A 26811-nucleotide genomic window follows, 5' to 3' on the forward strand; every position below is an offset into this window, starting at 1 on the left:
ATTTTGTGATAGGCGATTACGATGGATGCTGGTGTGCACCGGCTTTGTGCTGCGGAGCTTTTGGGCTATAGTGATATTGATGCCGTTGTGGTGCAAGCTGATAAGGACAATGCTGCGCTTTTAGACGTGGCGGAAAACCTCTTTCGCAATGAGTTGTCATGATTGACCGTGCGCTTTTTGTGCAAACTTATCGCGGATTGTGGGAGAAAAAGCATGGGAAAACTAAGCGTGGCGGTGAGCACGGTAATCAATATACAAAGGACAAAGTGGCAAAAGGGTAAAGTCTGCACTTTGAGTTCCCCTTAAAAACCCTTCGAAAAAAATAAATTGATACAAAACCTGCTGTCAAATTATGCAAAACCCGATGACAAGATACAATTGTTAATTTTTTGAAAGAGTTCTGCGTTTCCACCAACCAATACGCGCAGTTTTAGGAGCATCATTAGACTCTGATGAAATCATAACGGGTTGATTAATTGTTTTTTCAATGTGAGAAGAAGAGGATTCTATAACTTCTCCCATCTCCGTTCTACTTTCTTTTTCTAATGTTTTTTGTGTTTCTGTTGTCTCTTTAGAAGAAGATTTTTTACGTGTTCTACGTGTTGATTTTTTATTATTTTCAGGAGTTTTATCCTCTCCCTCATGAACAGATTTATCTGCTTTTTTTGTTTTTATTTTACGGACTGAACTGCTCTTAGGCTTTTCTTCAAGAGATTTTTGTTTTGCAACATTTTGATTATTCTCTAGAGAAAGATTATTTTCTACAGCTTTTGAAGGACGTGTTTTACGTTTTTTAGGTTTAACATTTGTATCAACTTTTGTTGCTTCATCTTGCTGTTGTACATCGATAGCTTGTGTATCATTTTTTATTTCTTCAAGTTTAGAAGATTTCGCGGATGGAACACGACGTTTGCGGTGCGTTTCTTTAATTTCTACTAAAGCCTGCTGAGCAAAATCTCCTACTGGTTCTGCGTAAGGAATGCGAATCTGATGAAAACTATTATCTTGATTGCGTCGACCACCACGACGTCCTCTACGGCGTCCTCGACGATAAGAATCATCACTCAAGGTATCTTCTTTTTTATGAACGGTGGAGGAGAGAGTATGATCAGTAATTTCATCGTGACGATTTTTGCGTCGACGCTTTTGATTTGTTTCAATGGAAGGGGTATTTTCAATAGATTTATTTTTTACGAAAGCAGAATCTTCGATTTCTTGCTTATTGTCATCTTCCAATAAAGATTGAGAAATCCTTTCTGCTATTGTACCTTTAGAAATAATAAGATGTTGCGTTCCAATACTATCATCTGCTTCAATACTGATATTAAGTTTAAAGCGTTCTTCTAAATTAACAAGAATATTGCGTTTATGATTTAACACATAAAGCGCTGTTGCTACGGGTGTGCGCACAATAATGTTATATTGCGAATTATAAAGAAGATATTCTTCAATTGAGCGCATGACATGTAAAGCAATTGATGATTCAGAACGTATACTTCCTGTTCCTGCACAATGAGGGCAAGGTTGCGTTGTGCTTTCTAAAACGGATATGCGAATACGTTGACGGCTCATTTCTAAAAGGCCGAAGTGTGAAATATGGCCAACTTGAATACGAGCACGATCATTTTTTAAACAGTCTTTTAATTTTTTTTCGACCAATCGCACATTGCGTTCTTCAAGCATGTCAATAAAATCAATCACGATTAAACCCGCAAGGTCACGTAAACGTAATTGACGCGCTACTTCTTCTGCAGCTTCAATGTTAGTTTGTAAAGCTGTCTTTTCAACAGAGAATTCTTTCGTAGAGCGTCCAGAATTTACGTCAATCGCAACGAGTGCTTCTGTTTGATTAATAACAAGATAACCACCAGATTTTAAAGAAACCTGTGGTTGCAACATTTTATCAAGCTGAATTTCAATATTATTTCTTGCAAAAATAGGTATCGGATAGCGATAAGGCTGTACGACTTTTGCATGACTTGGCATGAGCATACGCATAAAGTCTTTTGCTTCCCGATATCCTTGATCTCCAGAGACAAGAATTTCACTAATGTTCTTATTATAAAGATCTCGTATAGAGCGCTTTATGAGATTACTTTCTTCATGAATAAGGCACGGCGCCGTTGACTCAAGTGTCAAAGTGCGAATAGTATCCCATAACCGCATAAGATATTCATAATCGCGTTTAACTTCAGCTTTTGTTCTATTGGCACCAGCGGTTCGTAAGATAACGCCCATCCCCTTTGGAACGGCTAATTCTTTTACGATTTCTTTAAGACGCTTACGGTCTTGCACATTCGTAATTTTTCGTGAAATACCACCACCGCGTGCTGTATTGGGCATGAGAACAGAATAACGGCCTGCCAGAGAGAGATATGTTGTAAGTGCGGCACCTTTATTACCACGTTCTTCCTTGATGACTTGCACCAACAAAATTTGACGTCGTTTAATCACTTCTTGAATTTTATACTGGCGCCCTTGTTTTCTTTGATACGCAGGAATTTCTTCACGGATGTCTTCAGCACCGACCATTTCGATCTCATCATAAGAGACATCGACATTTAATATTTCTTCTGTTTGGTCAATTGTTACAGCTTCGGATGCGATATCATTTTCAACATCGGCTGCTATAGTATTGTTTTTCGCATTTTTTTTTGTTCTTTTGGGGCGTTTTTTATTTTTAGTTGTTTCTTGCGTGAAAATATCTGCTGGATTTTCTTCTATAGCTGCTTTTTCTTCTTCTTCAAGAAGAGCAAGGCGGTCAGCAACAGGAATCTGATAGTAATCAGGGTGAATTTCAGAAAATGTTAAAAAACCATGTCGGTTTCCACCATATTCAACAAAAGCGGCTTGGAGAGATGGTTCCACACGCGTAATACGTGCAAGATAAATATTCCCCTTGAGCTGTTTTTTATGTTCTGATTCAAAATCAAGTTCTTCAATTTTGTTGCCGTGAACAACAACAACACGTGTTTCCTCTGGATGAGAGGCATCTATAAGCATTTTGTTTGACATAAGTTAATATCCTGAAGGCGACATGCACAATTTTATTCAAACGAACAATGTAAGTATTCGTAGATGTAAAGCGCTGTCTGCCATAAAAGGGAGGTGCCAGAAAAACAGGACGGAACATCACGTGTAGATGCATGACTGCATTGACACCATTTCTCATCATTATCTCCATCCATTTTTTATGATTCATATTTCTTAAAAGTCTCTGGTAAAATAATCTTTAAAATAGTCCGGATATCCGAACCAACGAATCTATAAGTATGCAATCCTAGTTTTATAATATAGAAATTTTTCATCCATAACAAAGTCTCAACGCATAATATGCAAAAGACTCCCTTTAAAGACAACTTACTATGCGTTACAGATAATGAGATCTATTATCAGTTAGGAAGCAGCAATATTCTTTTATGTTGATATCATGCGTTTGGCAAGTAACAATGTAAATCATGTATCATGATAATATTTTTATTATCTTAATTTTGTTTTTTTATGTTTATCATAATGAAGGGGTTTCGCATTTATTGAAAAATTAGGAAATAAATGGCATATTGTTTTTATATAACCAAGATAAATTATTACAAATGTCGTGTAGAGTACTTTGCTCATGATTAAGAGGGCTTATGATAAGGATTTTTTTTACCCAAAAGCTGAAAATAGCCTATGGGTACGTTATTGTGCAATTCACATGTTTTTTATTATTTTTTTTGGTATGCCAAACCAGTGTCCAAGCCGCGGATTCTTTGAGGCTTGTAAATTTTCGAACCATTGGTGATAGTGCTCATACGCGTATAATTGCGGTTTTCAATTCAAAACCAAATATTCGTTTGCAGATTTTGGATAAACCTGCACGTTTGGTTATCAATTTACCTACCATTGACCTTTCAATGCAAAATACACCTTTAAAAAAACAGAATATATTATCCACCATGCTCTTAGATGTGCGTTATGCTTTCTCAGACATACAGACTTCACGCATTATTTTGACCAGCAAAACAGCTTTTATTGTTGAAAAAAATATTATAAAAAAAATAAACAATGGTTTATGGCAGTTGCTGATTGATATTCATGAAAGTACACAAGAAAAATTTGATAAGATATTAAAGAGCCAGCAAAGGACTAATTTTGATACAAAACCACTGCTGATTCCGTCACAAAATTTTCGTGTTGTTCTTGATCCTGGTCATGGTGGTATTGATGGTGGTGCACAGGGGGGAACTGGAATTTTAGAAAAAGATGTGACTTTAGGTTTCGCGCGAGCATTGCGAGATGAACTACAAAAAGATCCTCATATTAGCGTTGCTTTAACACGTGATTCTGATATTTTTTTAAGATTGAGTGAAAGAGTCAAAAAAGCGCAAGAATTTAATACTGATCTTTTTATATCCATTCACGCGGATACAATTGCTGTACATTCTCTTCGCGGTGCTACAGTATATACCATATCAGAGAAAGCCTCTGATGCCATTGCGAAATCTTTAGCTGAAAGTGAAAATAAAGTTGATTTGCTTGATGGTTTGCCTGCAGATGAAACGCTTGAAGTTACAGATATCTTGATGGATCTTACACGACGTGAAACGCACACTTTTTCGATTAATTTTGCAAATAGTGTTATTTCAAGTTTATCAAAGAGTCAGATCAACTTGATCAATAATCCTCATCGCTACGCTAATTTTCAAGTTTTAAGAGCTTCCGAGATACCCTCTGTCTTGATAGAGGTCGGTTATTTATCAAATAAAGAGGATGAAAAGTTATTAAACGATCCTCATTGGAGAAAAAAAATGGCTGTCTCTATTGCTCATTCTATTCGCCAATTTGCTGATTATAGGCAGAAAATACTACAACCTCTTTAAATTTGTAAAAAAATAGAGTAATCAATATGGGATTTTAATGTACCCTATATAAATAAAAGATAAAAAATAAATTTTTGTTATCTCAATCTTGTGGTGATATCCACGTGGTGTGATCGAAGTAACGTATTTCTTCTTTGACCAATTCTTAAGAAAGCGATAGCCGTTTTTATGATGATTTTTTTAAGATATCTTCTTCGTTTCTTTGTTGCTATTGGATTTTTGGGCATAATCGCATGGAATGTTATAAGCAGTGTTCAAGCAAATGCACTTCCTGATTATGAAGTTCTTTCACTTTATGAGCCACCGGTAATGACCCGTGTCCATGCTTCTGATGGTCGTCTTATGGCAGAGTTTGCAACAAAACATCGCCTCTATTTGCCGATTCAATCAATACCAAAGCTTGTGATAAATGCTTTTATTTCAGCTGAAGACAAAAATTTCTATCGTCATTTTGGTTTAGATCCCGAAGGACTTTCTCGCGCTTTGATCAATAATATTCGTAATATTGGTTCTGGAAGACGTCCAGAGGGTGCATCGACTATCACGCAACAAGTCGCTAAAAACTTTCTTTTAAGTTCAGAAACAACGTTGGAGCGTAAATTTAAGGAAGCTATTTTAGCAATGCGTATTGAGAAAACCTACTCAAAAGATCATATTTTGGAGCTTTATCTCAATGAAATTTATTTGGGGCGGGGAACTTATGGAATAGCTGCTGCTTCTTTAACCTATTTCAATAAATCCGTCAATGATTTGACGCTAGAACAATGTGCTTATTTGGCGGCTCTTCCAAAAGGACCAGCAAATTATGATCCATTTAAGAATACACAGCGTGCTATTGATCGACGCAATTGGGTTATAGACCGGATGGTTGCAAATGGGTATGTCACGCGTAAACAAGGTGAACGAGCGAAAGCTAAGCCTTTAGGAGCGACAATGCGTGGAAACGATAGCTATGTTTTTGCAGCGGACTACTTTACAGAGGAAGTACGTCGTCGTTTAATGCAGCGCTATGGGGCTAAAACACTTTACGAAGGTGGTCTTTCAATTCGTACAACGCTTGATCCACATTTGCAGTTTATTGCTCGGCAGGCTTTACACAATGGATTAATTAAATTTGATCATTCGCAAGGATGGCGTGGAGCTTATGCACATATTGATAAGAAAGATGATTGGGGGGCTGAGCTTGCAAATATCACAGGATTAAGTGATGTTCCTGAATGGCGTTTAGCTGTTGTCCTTTCTGCAACCCCCAATAAAGTAGAGATTGGTTTGCAGCCACAGCGTGAAGCTTCGGGTGTATTATCCAAAAAACGGGAATTTGCTGTTTTATCTCAAGCTGATTCAAAATGGGCGCTCCATGTTGTGAAAGAAAATGGTTATCGAAAAACTGTTCAGAGCTTATCTCACGTTCTGCAAGTTGGAGATGTCATTTTTGTTGAAAAGCTGCCCAATACAAATAATACTTATCGTTTACAACAAATTCCAAAAGTTGAAGGGGCCATTGTTGCTATGGAACCTCATACAGGGCGCGTTCTTGCAATGGTGGGAGGATTTTCTTTTTCTGCGTCTGAATTTAATCGTGCAACCCAAGCTTATCGTCAACCGGGCTCGGCGTTTAAGCCCATTGTCTATGCAGCTGCACTTGATAACGGGTATACACCAGCATCGGTTGTTCTAGATGGCCCCATTGAAGTTCGTCAATATAATGGTGAAGTTTGGCAACCGAAAAATTATGGTGGTACTTTTGCAGGACCTTCAACGTTGCGATATGGTATTGAACATTCTCGTAATCTTATGACCGTGCGACTTGCCAATGATATGGGAATGCCTCTTGTCGCTGAATATGCAGAGCGTTTTGGTGTGGTCGATAAATTACAGCCTTATCTTCCCATGGCTTTAGGAGCTGCTGAAACAACAGTGTTACGGATGGTTACGGCTTATTCTGTTATTGCCAATGGGGGGCGTTCTATTAAACCTTCTCTGATAGACCGGATTCAAGATCGTTATGGGAAGACAATTTATCGTCATGATGATCGTATTTGTGAAAATTGTAATACGCATTCATGGAATAATCAAAGAGAACCCACATTGATTGATGAGAGAGATCAAGTTCTCGATCCTATGACGGCTTATCAAATTACATCGATGATGGAAGGCGTGGTTCAACGCGGTACTGCAGCACGTTTACATTATCTTAATCGACATATTGCCGCTAAAACAGGAACCACCAATGACTCTAAAGATGTCTGGTTTATGGGATTTACTCCTGATATTGTCGTTGGTATTTTTATCGGCTACGATCAACCAGCTCCGTTAGGATATAATGGAACAGGAAGTTCTTTGGCTGCACCTATTTTTGGTGAGTTTATGGAAGCAGCTCTGAAGGGGAAACCAGATGTTCCCTTTAAAATGCCAAGTGGTATGATTTTAATGCCGATTAATCGGAAAACAGGAATGCTTGCAGAAAGAGGAGATCAAGATGTGATTATAGAAGCATTTAAACCAGGGACTGGTCCTGCTGATATATATCAAGTCATTGGGGGGACGAATTCTTTTCAAGAAGGTGTTCCAGCAGTAACGACTTCTCCACAAGTTAATAAAGCCCTTGAAAGTGGGACAGGTGGGCTGTATTAATCGGTAAAATCTTCTTTGCTGTGAGTCTTGGTTTTTATCTGTTTTTATAGTTTTGGTTCTGTAAATAAAATGATGGTCTCGTTCTATTTTCTGATGGAATCGGTTGAATTTGTGTAAAACACTAAGAGACATAACCAGAAAGAGTGTAAAAAATACGGTGTTAAATTATGCGAGCAGAAATAGAAACATTAGTTGATGAAATCCATAAAGCAATTCAATTGCTAAGGAGGCATCTTTGACTGGGATCAATCACTAAAGCGTCTGGAATATCTTAATCAAAAAGCAGAAGATCCATTATTATGGGATGATGCGCAACAAGCACAGGATATGATGCGTGAGCGTCAACGTCTTGATGATTTAATCAATGGTATTTTATCATTTACAAAAACACTTGAAGAATGCATTGAACTCATCGCGATGGGCGAAGAAGAAAGTGATGTTGAAATTATCGCTGATGCAGAAAATTCAATACGTAATCTTAAAAATGAGATCGATAAAAGACAAATTGATGTGCTTCTTTCAGGAGAGGCGGATTCCAATGATACCTATTTAGAAGTTCATGCTGGGGCAGGGGGAACAGAAAGTCAGGATTGGGCTTCTATGCTTTTGCGTATGTATATGCGCTGGTCTGAACAACATGAAATGAAAGTTGAGCTATTAGAAATTCATGATGGAGAAGAAGCAGGAATAAAGTCAGCAACGATTCTTGTCAAAAGGCATAATGCTTATGGATTGTTAAAAACAGAATCTGGCGTTCATCGTTTGGTGCGGATTTCCCCATTTGATTCGAATGCAAAGCGCCATACCTCTTTTGCAAGCATTTGGGTTTATCCGGTTATTGATGACAATATTGAAGTTGATGTTTCAGAAGCAGATGTGCGTATTGATACCTATCGTGCGTCGGGAGCAGGGGGACAACATGTTAATACGACAGATTCTGCCGTTCGCATCACACACATAAAAACGGGGATTGTGGTTCAGTGTCAAACGGAACGTTCTCAGCATAAAAATCGCGCCACGGCTTGGTCAATGTTGCGTGCTCGTCTTTATGAAGAAGAGCTCAAAAAAAGAGAAGAAGAAACCAATGCTGTTGAATCTTCTAAAACAGAAATTGGATGGGGACATCAAATTAGATCTTATGTTCTTCAACCCTATCAACTTGTAAAAGACTTGCGTACAGGTGTTGAAAACACTGATCCTCAATCCGTTCTTAATGGCAACTTAGATGCATTTATAGAGGCCGCACTTTCTCAGCGTATTTATGGAAAAGACAAAGAAATTGAAGATATTCGTTAATGACATATCCATTCTTCAAACTGTGTAGATGTATTGCTTATAAACTGTTCGTTTTATTGATGTTGTAATATATCGATAGTTCTTGATATGTAAAAGGTTGCGTTTTCTTTTCTTCAAATCTTTTCTACATGCCAATCTTTCTTATGACGGGTGCAAATAATTTTTTCATTAATTCAAGATAAAAAGGAATTGAAATGAGAAAAATTTACGATATCTGGAGGATTAATCTTAATGGTAAATAGTTAGCCATCCTTATAATCCAGCCTATTACAAAAATTGAATCCCTTGAAAAAATAAAATAAACCGGGGAGGGAGGCTGTTACTTTTAAAAGTATAGTATACCCTTTCATTTATATGCCATCATTACGATGTAAAAGCGTTGCAGCGGCTAAAACATTTTCAGCGTGTCCAGATACGCTCACTTTGCGCCATTCTTTTGCGATTTTTCCATTTTCATCAATTAGAAAAGTGCTTCGTTCGACCCCCATATATTTGCGTCCATACATGCTTTTTTCTACCCAAACACCATATGCTTCAAGGGTTGCTTTTTCTTCATCAGACACCAAAATAACATCAAGTCCATGCTTTTCTTTAAATTTATCATGTTTTTTTACATTATCTGGAGAGATTCCAATAACAGCAACACCGATTTCATCAAATTTCGTCTTTAATTTTGTGAAATCCAGTGCTTCACTTGTGCATCCACTCGTATCATCTTTGGGATAAAAATATAAAACAACAGGTTTGCCTTTAAAGTCAGAAAGGCGCACTGTCTCTCCTCCATCGCGTGGCAAATTAAAATCAGGAGCAAGAGTACCTTTCATTGATTTTGTCATTTTTTCTATCTTTCTTTTTGAGTGAAAAGATCAATAATCAGCATACAGAGAAGGAATAAAGTTTCAACACTTTAGAATAGAATTATTTCAAAGACTTTTTTGCTATCATATAAAAATTATTCTGTCGCAAGAATTAAATTAAAAAGCGAGGCAAGAAAGCGCAAGACATATCTCTATCTTGGAGATAAAATCTATAGAATGAACGAGACACTATAGATTATAGAGGTTTAATCAATACATGTTTTTTCTTTCCAAAAGAAAGTTTAATGATTCCTTCTCCCGTGATATCTTTTTCAATAATAAGGTGCGTTTCATCCTTTATTATTTGATCATTAACACGTATCCCACCCCCTTGAATATGACGACGTGCCTCACTGTTTGATTTAGCGAGTCCTGCTTTTACTAAAAGAGAGAGCAATCCAGCACCTGTTTTAAATTCTGTTGCGCTCATTTCAACGGTTGGGAGATTTTCTCCAAGTGTTTTTTCTTCAAACGTTTTTCGGGCAGTTTCTGCTGCGGCATTGGCAAGAGCACGCCCATGCAACATTGCTGTAATTTCTGTGGCAAGAATTTTTTTTGCTTCGTTAATTTCAGTCCCTTGTAATAGAGAAAGTTTGAGAATCTCATCCATTGGTAATGTGGTATAGAGCTTTAGAAATCTTATAACATCAGCATCTTCTGTATTGCGCCAATATTGCCAAAATTGATAAGGTGAAAGCATATCGGCATTAAGCCACACCGCACCGTTCAATGATTTGCCCATTTTTGCACCGGAAGAGGTTGTCAGCAAGGGTGATGTTAATGCATATAATTGCGGTGTTCCTAAACGATGCCCCAATTCGATTCCGTTAATAATGTTTCCCCATTGATCAGAGCCCCCCATTTGCATACGCAAGCCATAACGTTTATAAAGTTCAACAAAATCATAAGCTTGAAGAATCATATAATTAAACTCTAAGAAGGACAAAGAGTGCTCACGCTCAAGTCTGAGTCTAACAGAATCAAATGACAACATGCGGTTGACAGAAAAATGTTTTCCTACATCACGCAAAAATTCTAAGTAGTTTAAATTGCACAACCATTCAGCATTATTCACAATACAGGCATCCGTTTCTTGATCACCGAATGTCAAATAGTTAGCAAATACCTTTTTAATACCATCAATATTTGCCGCAATATCATCTTGCGTCAAAAGACGCCGTGCTTCATCTTTAAAGGAAGGATCACCGATCAATCCTGTCCCTCCGCCCATCAGAGCAATGGGGCGATGACCCGTTTTTTGTAACCAATAAAGCATCATAATTTGAAGAAGGCTTCCAGCATGTAAGCTTGATGCTGTTGGATCAAATCCAGTATAAGCGCTTACTGTTTCTTTTAAAAAAAGATCATCTAAGCCTTTTTCATCCGAAATTTGATGGATAAAACCACGTTCGCTCATAATGTGTAAAAAATCAGATTTAAAGGCAAACACAGAGTCAATTTCCTAATTTAAGAGGGCATTTATTTATACAATAGATGGTTATATAATGGATCATGAATGCCTTATCTACCATAAATGACATACATCTCACAAGACAACCAGAGACATTGATAATTGAAGATAAGAATGCGGGTATTATTTTCTGTTTACGCTAAAAAGATAATCCAATAAAAATAAGGATAAATAAAAACACTTTTTTATTCTTATCTCTATCCTAAAATTTATTTTAGGATAGTCGCAAATATAGTCTGAAAAAATTACTTTGTTATGATCAGAGACGGCTTTTATTGATTTTTTATAAATTTCTCATGTTTTTCTTAAGTGAGTGAGAGTATTTCAGAAGGAGGGCCTAGAAGTTCATTGGTGATATGGCTATCCAAATAATGCGCACACCGTTCAATAAGTTCGGCATGACATCCACTAAAAAAGTGATTGGCCTCTTCCAGTATTTCCTGTGTGATAATGATTCCTTTTTGTGTTTTCAATTTATCAACAAGCAGTTGAACATCTTTTGGGGGGGCAACTTTATCAATACCGCCATGAATGATAAGCCCAGAGGAAGGACAAGGCGCAAGAAATGAAAAATCATAAACATTAGGCTGAGGGGCAACAGAGATAAATCCCTCAATTTCCGGTCGGCGCATTAAAAGCTGCATACCAATCCATGCTCCAAATGAATATCCTGCTACCCAGCAGTTTTTAGAGTCTGGATGTTGTGTTTGCACCCAATCGAGAGCTGCTGCCGCATCTGAAAGTTCTCCTATTCCATAATCAAATTCCCCCTGACTGCGACCAATACCACGAAAGTTAAAGCGTAAAGTTGTAAAGCCACGCTGTTGGAACATATAAAAGAGATCATAGACAATTTTATGATTCATCGTTCCACCAAATTGGGGATGAGGATGCAAAATGATCGCAATGGGCGCATTTTTTTGTTGTGAAGGTTGATAACGCCCTTCGAGCCGACCAGCGGGACCGTTAAAAATAATTTCTGGCATAAAATGCTCCTTCAAATGCTATAAAAAGCTCTCATTGACCCTTGGTCGACTTTTACCATAGAATCTCTTAAGTAATCGTTAGATATTCTTTTTTTAGTGCATTTTTCAAGAAAATTGCGCTATTTTTTTAATTAATTCATAAGATAAATGATTGCGATGTAAAATGGTTATAAAGCGTCGATATTTTGATCATAACGCAACAACACCGCTCAAAAAAAAGGCGAGGATGGCGTTACTGGAATCTTTAGAGATATTTGGTAATCCATCATCCGTTCATCAGGAGGGGCGTGCGGCTAAAACTTTATTGCAAAAGGCACGCCGACAAATCGCTGAAAATCTTAAAACAGATCCCGATAACGTTGTCTTTACCTCTGGAGCGAGTGAAGCAGCAATGACTTTGTTAACACCCTTTTACACGATGGGGAGTGCAAAGGTTCGATTTTCTCATCTTTATCTTGGAGCGACTGAACATCCCTCTGTTGCAGAGGGAGGGCGTTTTTCTAAAGATTTGACAAGTGTCATTGCTGTTGATCAAGATGGACTTATTCAACAAAATAAATTAATATCACTCTTAAAAGCTCACGATAAGACAAAAGGCTTACCTCTTGTTGCTATTCAGGCTGCAAATAGCGAAACTGGTGTTCTTCAACCATTAAAAGAAATAGCGGCTATTGTTCGGGATCTAGGAGGCACTCTTATTGTTGATCTGACGCAATATATCGATAAAAATTTTGTTGATATTAATCAGTTAGGAGGGGACTTTTTTATACTGTCTGCACATAAAGTTGGCGGTCCTAAAGGCATTGGTGCTTTTGTTTCATGTGGCAATCTTCTTATGCCACATCCCCTTATTACTGGGGGAGGACAAGAAAAAGGCTTTCGTGGAGGAACAGAAGCATTACCCCTTATTGCTGCTTTTGGGGCAGCAATGGCTGATTGTTTTACGCAAGAAGAAATAAAACAGTTAATATATTTACGCGATAAATTAGAAGATGGACTGCAAAAAATAAGTCAAGATATTGAAATATTTGGCAAAAGAGTTCAACGTTTGCCAAATACAACCTACTTTACCGTGAAAAATATAAAAGCTGAAACAATGCAAATTGCTTTTGATTTAGAAGGTTTTTCTGTGTCAGCAGGTTCTGCTTGTTTTTCGGGAAAAGTAAAACAAAGCAAAGTTTTGGAAGCCATGGGATATTATGTTCCAAATGGTGCCATTCGCATTTCGATAGGACGTGACACGACCTCTGAGGACATTGTTGATTTTCTATTGTTTTTTTCGCGAATGATAGGCAAGAAAAAAGGATAAAATTAGAATTATTTTAAAAATAAAATAACTTTGATTGAAATTTTCACACTTTGCCTATAGCCTAGGGAATAACTTACTTAACTTTAATCTTGTAAAAAACAAGACTGTTCGTTACCGGTTTTTGATGCCAAAAAATGGAGAAGATTTATGCCGGCTGTACAAGAAACGATACGCCAAGTCCGTGAGATAGATGTTGACCAATATAAATATGGCTTTGAAACGAAAATTAAAACGGATAAAGCGCCGAAAGGTTTGAATGAAGATATTATCAGATTTATTTCTGCTAAAAAAAATGAGCCTGAATGGATGCTAACATGGCGCTTACAAGCTTATCGCCGTTGGCTGACAATGCAAGAGCCTCATTGGGCGCGTCTTGAATATCCTAAAATTAATTTTCAGGAGCTTTATTATTATGCTGCCCCTAAAAATCATACAGGACCAAAATCTTTGGACGAAGTGGATCCGGAGTTATTAGCAACATACGAAAAACTTGGCATTCCTCTTAAAGAACAAGAGATTTTAGCAGGAGTAAGAAAACAGTCTGATCCCTCTACCTTTGATGATAGTATGTCTGCATCGGGGCAGGTGGCTGTTGATGCAGTCTTTGATTCTGTTTCTGTTGTGACAACATTTAAAAAAGAATTGGCCCGTGCTGGTGTAATTTTTTGTTCTATTTCAGAGGCGATTATTGAACATCCTGAGCTTATTAAAGAATATTTGGGAACAGTTGTCCCTGTAAGTGATAATTATTATGCGGCTTTAAATGCAGCTGTCTTTACAGATGGTTCATTTGTTTACATTCCCAAAGGGGTTCGTTGTCCTATGGAGCTTTCAACCTATTTTAGGATTAATGAACGCAATACAGGCCAATTTGAGCGAACCTTGATTATTGCCGCTGAAGATTCCTATGTTTCTTATCTTGAAGGGTGTACTGCCCCTCAACGTGATGAAAACCAACTTCATGCTGCTGTTGTTGAGCTTATTGCCCTTGAAAATGCAGAGATTAAATATTCTACAGTACAAAACTGGTACCCTGGCGATAAAGATGGAAAGGGCGGTATTTATAATTTTGTGACGAAGCGTGGAGATTGTCGAGGCGATAACTCTAAAATTTCATGGACACAAGTTGAGACCGGTTCTGCGATTACTTGGAAATATCCATCTTGCTTACTTCGCGGTGATAATGCGCGTGGAGAATTTTATTCTATTGCTGTTGCAAACGGTCACCAACAAATTGATTCCGGTACAAAAATGATTCATTTAGGAAAAAATACCTCCAGTCGTATCATTTCCAAAGGCATTTCTGCTGGTTTTTCAAATAATACTTATCGAGGGCAAGTCACAGCATATCGAAAAGCACAAAATGCGCGTAACTTTACGCAATGTGATAGTTTATTAATCGGAAATGATTGTGGAGCACATACAGTCCCTTATATTGAAGCAAAAAATGCAACAGCTCAGTTTGAACATGAAGCCACCACATCAAAAATTTCTGATGACCAGCTTTTTTATGTTATGCAGAGAGGAATTCCTGAAGAAGAAGCTATTGCATTAATTGTCAATGGTTTTGTAAAAGAGGTTATTCAAAAACTTCCCATGGAATTTGCTGTCGAAGCGCAAAAGCTTATTGGTATTAGCCTTGAAGGAAGTGTTGGATAATTTTATTTAATAAGATAAATCGAAGACTTGATGCAAAAAGGCTGTAACAGTAGAAAATAATGTAAAAAAAGAACTTCTATTGTGATTACAAAAGGAGCTAGATGCTAAGGCAAAATTATGCATTGGTATCTAAAAAAAACAGCCAGAACAGGATTAAATAATGTTAGAGATAAAAAATTTGCGCGCCCGTATTGCTGGGACCGATACAGAAGTTATTCGTGGTTTAAACTTGACGGTTCAAGATGGAGAAGTTGCCGCGATTATGGGCCAAAATGGTGCTGGAAAATCAACGTTGTCTTATTTGCTTGCTGGTCGTGATGATTATGAAATAACAGAAGGTGATATTCTCTATAATGGACAATCAATTTTAGAAATGGACCCAGCAGAACGTGCTGCATATGGTATTTTTCTTGCATTTCAATATCCAATGGAAATACCAGGAGTAGCAACGATGGAATTTTTAAAAGTGGCGATGAACTCTCAACGCAAAGCGCGTGGTGATGAAGAGCTTAAAATTCCTGAATTTATAAAATATGTTAAAGACGTTTCAGCCAAGCTTGAAATAGATATGGACATGCTAAAACGTCCATTAAATGTAGGTTTTTCAGGGGGAGAGAAAAAACGCGCTGAAATTTTACAAATGGCACTTCTTGAACCTAAACTTTGCATTTTAGATGAAACGGATTCTGGTTTAGATATTGATGCACTGAAAATTGTCGCAGATGGTGTTAATAAACTTCGGGACTCAAAACGTTCGTTTTTGGTGATTACTCATTATCAACGGCTGCTTAATTATATTATCCCTGATACGGTACATGTTCTTTATAAAGGACGAATTATCAAAAGCGGAGATAAATCCTTGGCGCTTTATTTAGAGCAAAATGGCTATGCTGATCTTATCAGAGAAGCGGTTTGAGGTTATTGAATATGAAGGAACAACAAAATTTATTAGCCGTTGAAGAAGATATACTCAGGAGTTTCAATCAATATATTAACGACTTACCTGGTAATAAAGCAGTGCGTGCAATCCGCAAGAAAGCGATTGAACAGTTTCAAGCAACACGGCTTCCTTCCCGTAAAATTGAAAGCTGGCACTATACAAACTTGCGCACGTTACTGAAATCTGTAAGCAATTTTTCAAAAGCCTCTGATCATCAATTAGTTGACGCATTACTTTCAAAAAGCGCTGTTTTTTCTATGAGCAATGGAAAAACATCAACACCGTCAAAGGTAGAAAAGATTACAGTAAAACGCCTTTCAGATGCATTAGAAGACAATTCTGTAAAGATAGATCAAAACATTTCTGATGAGGATTTTATTGGGCAATTAAATACAGCTTTCGTGACGGATGGTTGGCTTTTTCATATTCCTGAAAATACAAAGTTGAATATACCTATTGAATTACAAAATATACAAATGGGAGGACAATCCCATATTTTTTCAGATATAAAAGTTGATAAAAATAGTCAAGTTATATTTATTGAACATCAGGTTGGCAATAATCAAGATACCTTTGTTAGTTCAATATTTTCATTAAATATTGCCGCTCATAGTGATGTTACGTGGATTCTTATTCGCAATCGTGGTTTTAATTCTACACAGTTTGGCCGATTGCGTGCTGTTCTTGCACAGGGAGCAAAATTATCACTTTATGTCATTAATATAGGAAGTCAACTCAATCGTCAGGAAGTTGATATTGAGTTACAGGGGGAAGAATCTGATTTTCAATTACGTGTTATAAATTTATTATCAGGGCAAACCCATAGTGATCTTACAATGACCGTTCGTCATGTGGAAGAAAAATCAACATCAACCGAAATTATACGCAATATCGTTACTGATAAGGCTGTTGGTGTTTTTCAAGGAATAATACGTGTTGCTCAAAAAGCGCAAAAAACAGATGCACGCATGGCTTGTAATAGCCTTATTCTTTCAGATGATGCAGAATTTAACGCAAAACCTGAATTGGAGATTTTTGCTGATGATGTTGCCTGTGGTCATGGTGCAACAGTTGCTAATATTAATCATGATTATCTTTTTTATCTCATGGCACGTGGTATCCCCTTTAAAACAGCTCGTGCACTTTTGATTAAAGGATTTATCTCTGAGCTTATTGATGACATCAAGCAAGATGATCTTCAAACTGTTTTGGAGGATATCATTAGTCAATGGCTTGAAAAAAATGTTTAAGGGGGAAAAAATGGAAAATGACGTACAAACATTCAATTATAATGTTGATGAAATTCGACGTGATTTTCCTCTTTTACATCATCAAGTTTATGGAAAGCGCTTAGCATATCTTGATAGTGGTTCTTCTGCCCAAAAACCACAATCAGTACTCAATGCAATGAATCATTATTACCACGATAGTTATGCTAATGTGCATAGGGGAATGTATTTTTTAGCCAATACAGCAACACAATCCTATGAAAATTCTCGTGAAACCGTTCGTGTTTTTTTAAATGCTCAAAAAGCTGAGGAAATTGTTTTTACGAAAAATGCGACGGAAGCTATTAATACTGTTGCTTATGGTTGGGCTATGTCCAAATTCAAGGAAGATGATGAGATTGTTCTAACGATTATGGAACATCATGCAAATATTATCCCTTGGCATTTTCTGCGTGAACAAAAAGGAGTTAAACTTATTTTTGTTCCTGTTGATGAAAATGGTGTTCTGCATATTGAAGATTTCCAAAAGGCTTTAAACGAAAAAACACGGCTTGTCGCTATAACGCATATGTCTAATATATTAGGAACTGTGCCTCCTGTTAAAGAGATTGTTAAGTTAGCACATCAAAATTCTATTCCTGTTCTTGTTGATGGTTCTCAAGGGGCAATACATTTAACCGTTGATGTGCAAGATCTCGATTGTGATTGGTATGTCTTTACTGGTCATAAGCTTTATGGTCCCACTGGTATCGGTGTTCTTTATGGTAAGGAACATAGGTTAGAGGAAATGCGTCCTTTTCAAGGGGGAGGTGAAATGATCGAGGAGGTAACAACTGACAAGGTTTCTTATAATGCTCCTCCCTATCGTTTTGAAGCAGGAACGCCTCCTATCGCTGAAGCTATTGGATTAGCGGCGGCTATTGATTATATACAAGAAAAAGGTCTTAGTATAATTCATGCGCATGAAATGTCCCTTTTAGCTTATGCGCATGAAAAACTTAAAAAAGTTGAGTCATTGCGTATTTATGGTCATTCTCCCAATAAAGGAGCTATTATATCATTTGTAATTGAAGGAATTCACCCTCATGACGTTGCTATGTTTATCGATAGAAAAGGGGTTGCAATACGTGCGGGAACCCATTGTGCACAGCCTTTATTACAGCGCTTTGGTTTAACATCTATTTGTCGTGCATCGTTAGCCATGTATAATACACAAGAAGATATAGATCAATTAGTCGAAGCGTTGAAAGAAACAAGGACATTTTTTTATGGCTGAGTTAATAGAAAAGCGTCATTCTACAGAATCTGTTGAAACTGTAAGTGAAAATGAAAAATCTTACATATCAGCAATTCCAGCAGACGAAATTGATCGTATGACGAATGATATTATTGCTGCTCTTAAAACAGTTTATGATCCAGAGATTCCTGCTGATATTTATGAGTTAGGACTGATTTATCGTATTGATATTGAAGATGATCGTTCAGTAAAAATTGAAATGACTCTTACAGCGCCAGGCTGTCCTGTTGCTGGTGAAATGCCAGGATGGGTAGAAAACGCAGTCAGTGCAGTTGAAGGGGTTTCGCATGTTGAAGTCACTATGACTTTTGATCCACCATGGACACCTGAGTGTATGTCAGAAGAAGCGCAAATTGCTGTCGGATGGTACTAACAAAACTGTTCGCAAATATATCGTTTTTCGCAAACATTTAGATTTAAAAACGATTACATGCTTTATAATAAACCCAAATTAGAACTGAACTGGATTGGAAAAGAGAAACGTTCCAAACTGGAGCCTCGTATTTTGTTAGAAGATTTTAAAAAATCTTATCATGCCTCGCACCAAATATCATCCCAGGATATTTTTGATAATAAACTTATTTTTGGTAATAATTTACTTGCACTCAAGGCAATTGAACAAGGATATACGGGCAAGGTAAAATGTATCTACATCGATCCACCTTATAATACAGGCAATGCTTTTGAGCATTATGAAGATGGTTTAGAGCACTCCATATGGCTCAGTCTTATGAGAGACAGACTAGAATTATTACATCATTTGCTTGCGGATGATGGAAGTATCTGGATATCTATTGATGATGATGAACAAGCCTATCTTAAAGTAATAATGGATGAGATTTTTGGTCGTCCAAATTTCATAAACAATATAATTTGGCAAAAGAAATATCTCCACAAAATGATACGAAATGGTTTTCTGATAATCATGATTTCATAATGGTTTATGCCAAAAACAAAACAATTTGGTGCCCTCACTTACTTCCTCGTTCAACCGACATGGATGCACGCTATAAAAATCCTGATAATGATCCGCGGGGTCCTTGGAAATCTGGAGATTTATCTGTAAAAAGAGTAACGCTTAAGGATATTTACGAAATCATCACACCTTCTGGACGCAAAGTGATGCCTCCTCATGGTAGAAGTTGGGCTATGAGTGAAAAAAAATTTGCTGAGTTAGTAAAGGATAATCGTATTTGGTTTGATCCAACAGGAAACAATATTTCTTCCCTGAAGCGTTTTTTATCAGAAGTAAAAATGATATGGTTTCAATGACGATTTGGCCTTATATGGAAGTAGGTCACAATCAAGATGCCAAAAGAGAAGTTAAACAGTTTAATCCTCAAGATGTTTTCTCAACACCTAAACCGGAAAGGTTAGTAGAGCGAATTTTAACTATTTCTACCAACCCTGGTGATCTTGTTTTAGATTCTTTTGCGGGTTCCGGCACAACTGGAGCTGTTGCCCATAAAATGGGCCGCAAGTGGATTATGATTGAACTTGATGAACATTGTCATACCCATATTATCCCTCGTTTAAAACAAGTCATTGATGGAACGGATCAAGGGGGAATTTTTAAAAGTGTCAATTGGCAAGGTGGCGGTGGATTTCGTTATTATCGCCTTGCACCTTCTCTGTTGCAAAAAGATCCATGGGGACAATGGATTATTAGTCGCGAATATAATGCAGCAATGCTGTCAGAAGCAATGTGCAAACATATGGAATTTACTTATGCGCCGAATAAAAATCATTATTGGATGCAAGGCTATTCAACGGAAACAGATTATATTTATGTTACAAAAAGTGCCATGACCCATGAACAACTCCGTATTATGAACGAAGAGGTGGGGCCCCATCGTACCCTGCTCATTTGTTGTACTGCCTTTGATACAAAATCATCACCTTTTGAGAATCTCACACTCACTAAAATTCCGCGTACAATATTAGAAAAATGCGAATGGGGAAGGGATGATTACAGTTTAAATATCGCCAATCTTGAACCAATAATTGACGTCAAAGGAAGCAACAAAGATAAAGATATTGAGCAAGCAGAATTAGATCTATTTGGATAATATATAAAAAGCGGAGTTTTTCATGAACACTATTGAAAAAAGGATTTCTGCTCGCCTATCGTTGCGTGATCCTCAACGTGAATCTTTAAATATTTTGGTGAACATCTTAAAAAAATATAGAGCTTTCTAAAAGTGCTGATTTGGTTGCGGAATTAGAATTGGTAAAAAATCTCTATCCTTCTGTACAAGACTTTGAACGAAATTTTCCTTCTTTTTGTTTTGCTTTAGCAACGGGTGTTGGAAAAACACGACTTATGGGCGCTTTTATCAGCTATCTTTATTTAACAGGACGTAGTCGTCACTTTTTTGTTTTAGCACCAAATTTAACTATTTATGAAAAATTAAAACAGGATTTTAGTCCTCAAAGTTCAAAGTATGTTTTTAGTGGAATGAGTGAGTTTATTGCCAATAGACCCGTTATTATTACAGGTGAAGATTATGAAAGTGGTAAAGGTATTCGCGCTGATGAACATCACTTTTACGGACAAAAGCGTTTGTTTGAAAATAGGGATACAGCCTTTATCAATATTTTTAATATTTCTAAAATTAATACAACGGATAATAAAAAAGGTACACTAAAATCAAGTACTCCACGAATTAAGCACTTACAAGAAACGATTGGCGAAAGTTATTTTGATTATCTCGCAAATCTTCCTGATTTAGTTTTGTTAATGGACGAAGCACATCGTTACCGTGCTTCTGCTGGTGCGGCAGCAGTTAATGAATTAAAACCTGTTTTAGGAATAGAGCTTACAGCAACACCAAAAACAATAGGTGAAAAATCTGTAGATTTTAAAAATGTTGTTTACAGTTATTCACTTGCAGAGGCTATGAGAGATGGTTTTGTAAAAGAGCCTGCTGTTGCTACACGTAAAGACTTTCAACCGCAAAATTATACATCTGAACAATTAAAACATATTAAATTACAAGATGCAATTCTTGCACACGAAACCGTGAAAGCAGATTTAATCGCTTATGCCAAAGATTATAACAAAAAGTTCGTTAAGCCTTTTATTTTAGTTGTCGCTCAAGATACAAATCATGCACAGAAATTGCGTGATTTATTGGAATCAGATGATTTTATCGCAGGGGCCTATAAGGGAAAAGTTTTAGAGATTCATACAAAGCAGTCAAATATAGAAGAAGACCAAAATATTCAAAAGCTTATTGCGATTGAAGATCCTCATGAATCAACAGAAATTGTTATTCACGTTAATAAATTAAAGGAGGGGTGGGATGTTACCAATCTCTATACGATTGTACCGTTGCGTGCATCGGCTTCAGAAATTTTAACAGAGCAAACAATTGGGCGTGGATTGCGGTTGCCGTATGGATGTAGGACCGGTGTAGAAGCTATTGATCGTTTAACAATCATTGCGCATGATCGTTTCCAGGATATTATTAACCGTGCAAATGATCCAAACTCAATTATAAAAAAGCATATTTAGATTGGAAAAGGGGGGGACATACCCTCTGAAAAAACAGATATAGTGACAGTTCCATGTCAAGTGGAAGCTTTATTTATGCAAACGGCGGGAACGCGTCATTGCGATATAGATAGAGCATCAGATCTACAAAATATCATGTTACGAAATACAGATTCCCCTATATTGACGCCCGAAGAGCAACAAATTGCTGCTATTGCCTGGAATATTATCAAAGAGAATGATAATTTACCAAGTTCTCAAATGCTTTGTTCTGCACCGATACAAGAAAAAATGAGCAATAAAATTATGAGTACTATGCCGCTAGCACAAAAGTCTCTCGTGTCAAAAGTGGTTACAATTTTGACAAAACAATTAGCAGAATTGATAATAGATATTCCCAATATTATCCTCATTCCTTCACGTGAGGTTACTTATGGTTTTTCTGATTTTGATTTAGAAAATCTAGAAAGCTTAAATTTGCAACCTGTTAGTAAAGAGCTTTTAATTCGAGAATTGCGTACCCACAAAAGCATTTTTCTTACTTCTAAGAATGAATATATCAAAGAGCCTCATCTTGAAAATTATATCATTCGTGGTTTAATTGATAATGACTTTATCGATTATGATAGCCATACGACATTATTACGAAAATTGGCTAGTCAAATGGTAGAGCATTTCCGATCTTATTTACCCAATGATGCTGCGGTTGAAAACGTATTAATTCACTATCAGCATAAGCTCAATGATTTTATTGTTGCGCAATTAAGGAAACATCAATGGGAAACGCAAAAAGATTATGAGGTTAAAGTGATACGAGGTTTTACAACTTTAACGTCTATCCATTATGTGTTGCCGCAAGGAACATCTCCTGTTGATTTTCGTAATATTCCTACCATTAAAAGCGATATTAAAAAACTTGTATTCAGTGGCTTTAAAAAATGCTGTTATCCTTTGCAAAAGTTTGATTCAGTAGAAGGAGAATTACGATTTGCTCAGATATTAGAGGATGATTCACAAGTATTGAAATGGATGAAACTCGCTCGAGGTTTTTTCAAGATAGAGTATGATAAAGGCTCAACTTATGAACCGGACTTTGTTGTAGAAACGAAGGATACTAAATATCTTTGTGAGCCTAAAAAAGCCTCTGAAATACAAAACGTTATTGTTTTAAAAAAGAGAGAAGCTGCAGTTCAATGGTGTTGTCATGCAACGCACTATGCGGCTACTTATGGCGGTAAAAAATGGTATTATGTTCTTATTCCCCATGATGCTATTAAAGCTAATAGTAGTTTTGAAGGTTTATGTGCAGAGTTTACTATTTTAGAATCTATACTTGAAAGCCCATAACATTTTGCTTTGAAAATAAAACACATAAGTTTTTTAATTGACCAATGTGAAGCTCAATCAAATGTTTGATATTATTTTTAATTTTATGCGTTATCGAAATTATTATTTTTTCTAAGTGCATTACAATAAAAGGAAAAATGTATAGAAGAGTTATACAAGATTATGTTTTTTTATGAGGATTTACAATTTTTGATGAAAATACAGTCTCACTTCATTTATATAAAAACTTGAGTTTATAGTCGCAAATTCAGAAAAATATTTTAATTTTATAGACAGCTTTTTTCAAAAAAACTTAAACAATTTATGGTTTTTTCTTTTGAAAAATCTGAATATCATAGAATATCTAGAGGATAAAAGTGGGCTGTTTTACATATGACTTTGAATTTAACAAACACTGTTTTTAATTTTTTAAAGAAAAACCCGACAAAAAAATTTACAGCTCGAGAAATTGCGCAATGGATATTTGAAAATTACCCAGAAAAATGCCGTCAAAAACAAAAGCGATCAACGGCAACAATCACCCCTCTTAAGGATGCTACAGCTCTTATTCAGCAAATTGTCGCTGAAATAGGGTCTCAACGCCCTCAATTGCAAAAGCGTTATCCAGAAATTAAAACTACTGAAGGGAGACCACGGCAGTATTATTTTACTAAACAAACAGATAGCGCTGAAATTGATACAGCAGAGGACAATGCAGAGGATAGAACAAAAGATTCTTCCGTTAAAGAACATGATCTTTATCCATTATTATCTAAATTTTTATGGTCAGAACTCGCAGTTTACAGTAAACGCATTAATAAGAAATGTTCTCATAATAAACATGGTTTTGGCGGAAACAAATGGCTTTATCCAGATCTTGTAGGAATACAAGATTTAAGTAAAGAATGGAATCGTGAAATCAAAGATTGCGTTTTGCAATATTTTGATAAAAAGACGAAGCTTTGGTCTTTTGAAGTCAAAATTCTCATCAATCGTTCAAATTTACGAAAAGCTTTTTTTCAAACAGTTAGCAATTCTTCATGGGCTAATTTTAGTTATTTAGTGGCTAGTGACGTTGAAGGTGTTGATACACTAAAAGAACTTCGGATGCTTTCAAGTTTGCGTGGAATTGGATTTATAAGACTCGACAAGGAAAATGCTTCTGAGAGTGAGATCATAATTCCGGCAAAAGAACGGAGTGATATTGATTGGAATACAGCTAATAGGTTGTGGAAGCAAACAAAGACCTTCTTCATTATATCAAGCTCATTCGTCAATTTTATCAAACTGGCGAGATGCGTCCATCCGATTGGGATCATATCTATCCATGAGGGGTATAAAAAAGACGCTATTGTTTAAAGGCTCTTTTGTTTAGAGTGACAAAAAATTACTCTAACTATTTTATTTAATTAGTTACATTGATTTATAATGATAATTAGGCTTTTTTTACTTAAATTAGAGATTAGAATATTGTAGCATTCAATCGTTTCAAGCCATTYTAATTGATATTAAATCAATCACAATTTTGTGTATGTATCAAGCTGTGGTGAGTAAAATTCTGTTTGAGATCCATTTTATTTTGTGCGTGAGACGTAATTTTATTAGATACTAGATTTATAATGATTATAACTTATTACAAATTCACGGTTGTAGAGAGTAAAATTCAACTTTTTTGCTTTGTTTACATCAAGCATTGAGAATGTTTATTTTTCATATTTAAGTCTTCTTTCAGAGAATTTATACTGCTATTTCTTTAGTTTCAATTACTGTTCGTTTTGATTATTTATCATCCGCAATTAAACGTTCAAAAAAATATAAATTTTATAAAATACTTCCATAGTTTATTTAATCTCATTTGAAATGAATTTAAAAAATAAATTTCTATCATATCTTATGATCAAGGGAAGGTATACGATACAGTTTGCCACAATGATCTCTTTATTTTTCAATAATACCACACGCCAGACGTGCACCACCTCCGCCAAATGGTAATGGTTCATCTGATTGATTATCTGCCCCTAAATGAATTATTAATGAGCGCCCCGTAATTTCAGAGATTTTCTTCAATCGTGGAGCAAGAACACTCATCGTGGCATTCCCTTGCTTATCAACATAAAGTGCTGGTAAATCACCAAGATGACCATTGACATTATAAGGTCCTAAATGTTTTCCGGTATGCTCAGGATCATAATGTCCACCTGCACTTCCAGCAACTATGCCATCTTTTGTATCGCATGAAGGATTTACATGGACATGAAAACCATGCATCCCTTCTGGTAAAGAAGATAAATGAGGAATGAAAATCAAACCGTATGTGTTTTCTTCAATTTTAATGCTACCAATAACCTCTCTGGAATTATTATCGCCTCGTTTATAAATAGTTACTTTTGTTGAGAGTGCTAACGCAGAGTTTTTATGCATCAAAAATGCCATAAAAACTAATAATGACAATAATATTTTTTTCATAAAATACATTATAATTATCTTCAAATAAATTTATCCATAAAATATTTTTATTATTTCTGAACACAACTTTCGTTTTTTGAGCTATAAAAAATATAGCTTTTATAGATGGATAACTATATCTTACTTATCTTTTTTCAAGAGATGATTTTTAAAAATCTATTTTTTGAGATGTAACAAGCAATTAAGCAAGAAGTTTTATAAGTTAGGGATTATTTCAATTATAATAATATGATGATCGTTTTATCAAAAACAGAGCATATAATTTGTTGATGATTTTAATATTTGGTTCATAGAAAAAATGAAGAGAATTTTTTATTCATTGTGAAATTTATAAGAGAGAGGACGATTATGATTCATATAAATTTCCCATAAAATACAGCATATACCGACACTTCCCCCCATTCCAGATCCTATCAATGCTCCTGTTATCATTCCGGCAGAAAGTGCTACTCCTATACCCATTGCAATAAGTGGGCCAAATCCTGGAAGAGCAATATAACCATAAGTAGCAAGAGTTGCTGCGATTGCTCCTGATATGCTACCATTTAAAACACCAATAAAAGCAAATTCTTTAATAGAATGACAGCACTTTTTAAAATTTTTTTTATTACAACGATGCACAGAAACGTTGCTATAAATTTTAAAATCAATCATATCTTTTTCTTTCATTTTGAATGCTAACTGTTCCTGTATAGTCAACGGATACAAAAAAATGTGACTTTTTAAATTTTACTAAAGCACGCCAGATGCCTTTATCATCTAAACGCAGTCGTTGAATGTTCTCAAAACCATTTTGCATAAGACAATTTTTAACTTGCGAAGCAGTAAATGAATTTTGACCTATTTTAGTGACATTTTGAGTAGAGCTATAGGTAAAGGTTTGACAATAAGGAAGATGAAAAATATCACTGATTGAAGTCGTGACAATCAATGAACAACATACAATTATCATAAAAAAAATACTTAATTTCAAAATGTTATTT

At 36.0% G+C, this 26811-nt stretch carries 20 protein-coding genes and 2 pseudogenes; 15 read left to right on the forward strand and 7 right to left on the reverse strand.

Going from position 1 to position 26811, the window contains the following annotated elements; translation table 11 throughout:
- Nucleotides 1-18: 18 nt before the first annotated feature.
- Nucleotides 19-278 (forward strand): annotated as a pseudogene (locus CEV08_RS06565) (ParB N-terminal domain-containing protein); the annotation flags it as partial.
- A 103-nt stretch (nucleotides 279-381) separates the two neighbouring features.
- Here CEV08_RS06565 and CEV08_RS06570 read toward each other — a convergent pair.
- On the reverse strand, nucleotides 382-3015 hold the full coding sequence (locus CEV08_RS06570; RefSeq protein WP_100130886.1) for an Rne/Rng family ribonuclease: 2634 nt from the start codon (nucleotides 3013-3015) through the stop codon (nucleotides 382-384).
- 617 nt (nucleotides 3016-3632) lie between these two features.
- On the opposite strand from CEV08_RS06570, the gene CEV08_RS06580 reads away from it, so the two are divergent.
- From CEV08_RS06580 to prfB, 3 genes are all read left to right on the forward strand, one after another.
- A complete protein-coding gene (locus tag CEV08_RS06580; protein WP_100130887.1) occupies nucleotides 3633-4862 on the forward strand; it encodes an N-acetylmuramoyl-L-alanine amidase in 1230 nt (409 codons plus the stop codon).
- A 168-nt stretch (nucleotides 4863-5030) separates the two neighbouring features.
- Nucleotides 5031-7496 (forward strand): penicillin-binding protein 1A, encoded by a 2466-nt coding sequence (locus tag CEV08_RS06585; protein ID WP_100130888.1) that lies wholly within the window; start codon nucleotides 5031-5033, stop codon nucleotides 7494-7496.
- 167 nt (nucleotides 7497-7663) lie between these two features.
- Nucleotides 7664-8792 (forward strand): peptide chain release factor 2 gene (prfB, locus tag CEV08_RS06590; protein ID WP_100130889.1). Its coding sequence is split into 2 segments (ribosomal slippage): nucleotides 7664-7732 and nucleotides 7734-8792, totalling 1128 coding nucleotides; the frame shifts between segments, so codons are not numbered across the junction.
- 350 nt (nucleotides 8793-9142) lie between these two features.
- On the opposite strand, the gene bcp is transcribed toward prfB, so the two are convergent.
- The 3 genes from bcp to CEV08_RS06610 all read right to left on the reverse strand — a co-directional run bounded on the left by bcp (nucleotide 9143) and on the right by CEV08_RS06610 (nucleotide 12106).
- A complete protein-coding gene (gene bcp / locus CEV08_RS06600; RefSeq protein WP_180753566.1) occupies nucleotides 9143-9628 on the reverse strand; it encodes a thioredoxin-dependent thiol peroxidase in 486 nt (161 codons plus the stop codon).
- 217 nt (nucleotides 9629-9845) lie between these two features.
- A complete protein-coding gene (gene tyrS / locus CEV08_RS06605) occupies nucleotides 9846-11099 on the reverse strand; it encodes a tyrosine--tRNA ligase (protein WP_100130890.1) in 1254 nt (417 codons plus the stop codon).
- A 326-nt stretch (nucleotides 11100-11425) separates the two neighbouring features.
- Entirely contained in the window at nucleotides 11426-12106 is a 681-nt protein-coding gene (locus CEV08_RS06610; protein ID WP_100130891.1) for an alpha/beta hydrolase, read from the reverse strand.
- 163 nt (nucleotides 12107-12269) lie between these two features.
- Here CEV08_RS06610 and CEV08_RS06615 point away from each other — a divergent pair, with 163 nt between their 5' ends.
- The 11 genes and pseudogenes from CEV08_RS06615 (at nucleotide 12270) to CEV08_RS06660 (ending at nucleotide 24721) form a co-directional block, all read left to right on the forward strand.
- Entirely contained in the window at nucleotides 12270-13415 is a 1146-nt protein-coding gene (locus CEV08_RS06615) for a cysteine desulfurase family protein (RefSeq protein WP_100130892.1), read from the forward strand.
- Nucleotides 13416-13562: 147 nt separating this feature from the next.
- Nucleotides 13563-15074 carry a Fe-S cluster assembly protein SufB gene (sufB, locus tag CEV08_RS06620; RefSeq protein WP_100130893.1) on the forward strand — a complete coding sequence of 504 codons (1512 nt, stop codon included), beginning with the start codon at nucleotides 13563-13565 and terminating at the stop codon, nucleotides 15072-15074.
- 160 nt (nucleotides 15075-15234) lie between these two features.
- Nucleotides 15235-15990 (forward strand): Fe-S cluster assembly ATPase SufC, encoded by a 756-nt coding sequence (sufC, locus tag CEV08_RS06625; RefSeq protein ID WP_100130894.1) that lies wholly within the window; start codon nucleotides 15235-15237, stop codon nucleotides 15988-15990.
- Between the two features lie 11 nt (nucleotides 15991-16001).
- The gene (gene sufD / locus CEV08_RS06630; protein ID WP_100130895.1) at nucleotides 16002-17264 is read left to right on the forward strand and encodes a Fe-S cluster assembly protein SufD; all 1263 of its coding nucleotides are present in this window, start codon (nucleotides 16002-16004) and stop codon (nucleotides 17262-17264) included.
- 10 nt (nucleotides 17265-17274) lie between these two features.
- On the forward strand, nucleotides 17275-18519 hold the full coding sequence (locus tag CEV08_RS06635; RefSeq protein WP_100130901.1) for a cysteine desulfurase: 1245 nt from the start codon (nucleotides 17275-17277) through the stop codon (nucleotides 18517-18519).
- On the forward strand, nucleotides 18512-18913 hold the full coding sequence (locus CEV08_RS06640; RefSeq protein WP_100130896.1) for an SUF system Fe-S cluster assembly protein: 402 nt from the start codon (nucleotides 18512-18514) through the stop codon (nucleotides 18911-18913). Before CEV08_RS06635 ends, CEV08_RS06640 begins: the two co-directional genes overlap by 8 nt.
- Nucleotides 18914-18970: 57 nt before the next feature.
- Nucleotides 18971-19477 carry a site-specific DNA-methyltransferase gene (locus tag CEV08_RS10205; RefSeq protein ID WP_348602894.1) on the forward strand — a complete coding sequence of 169 codons (507 nt, stop codon included), beginning with the start codon at nucleotides 18971-18973 and terminating at the stop codon, nucleotides 19475-19477.
- Nucleotides 19477-19812: a hypothetical protein gene (locus CEV08_RS10210; protein ID WP_348602895.1), complete on the forward strand. Its 336-nt coding sequence runs from the start codon at nucleotides 19477-19479 to the stop codon at nucleotides 19810-19812. Before CEV08_RS10205 ends, CEV08_RS10210 begins: the two co-directional genes overlap by 1 nt.
- Entirely contained in the window at nucleotides 19800-20609 is an 810-nt protein-coding gene (locus tag CEV08_RS10215) for a DNA methyltransferase (protein ID WP_100130897.1), read from the forward strand. Before CEV08_RS10210 ends, CEV08_RS10215 begins: the two co-directional genes overlap by 13 nt.
- 22 nt (nucleotides 20610-20631) lie before the next feature.
- Nucleotides 20632-23383: pseudogene (locus CEV08_RS10280) on the forward strand (DEAD/DEAH box helicase family protein).
- A gap of 372 nt (nucleotides 23384-23755) precedes the next feature.
- Entirely contained in the window at nucleotides 23756-24721 is a 966-nt protein-coding gene (locus CEV08_RS06660) for a COG2958 family protein (RefSeq protein WP_245407060.1), read from the forward strand.
- A 579-nt stretch (nucleotides 24722-25300) separates the two neighbouring features.
- On the opposite strand, the gene sodC is transcribed toward CEV08_RS06660, so the two are convergent.
- From sodC to CEV08_RS06675, 3 genes are all read right to left on the reverse strand, one after another.
- The gene (sodC, locus tag CEV08_RS06665) at nucleotides 25301-25828 is read right to left on the reverse strand and encodes a superoxide dismutase family protein (RefSeq protein ID WP_100130902.1); all 528 of its coding nucleotides are present in this window, start codon (nucleotides 25826-25828) and stop codon (nucleotides 25301-25303) included.
- A gap of 312 nt (nucleotides 25829-26140) precedes the next feature.
- Complete coding sequence (locus CEV08_RS06670; RefSeq protein ID WP_100130898.1) at nucleotides 26141-26497, reverse strand: hypothetical protein; 357 nt, start codon at nucleotides 26495-26497, stop codon at nucleotides 26141-26143.
- A partial coding sequence (locus CEV08_RS06675; RefSeq protein ID WP_245407061.1) for a hypothetical protein occupies nucleotides 26475-26811 on the reverse strand: 337 nt, incomplete at its 5' end. The genes CEV08_RS06675 and CEV08_RS06670, both read right to left, overlap by 23 nt.

It is taken from the genome of Bartonella tribocorum (assembly GCF_002778015.1).
Taxonomy (GTDB): Bacteria; Pseudomonadota; Alphaproteobacteria; order Rhizobiales; family Rhizobiaceae; genus Bartonella; species Bartonella tribocorum_B.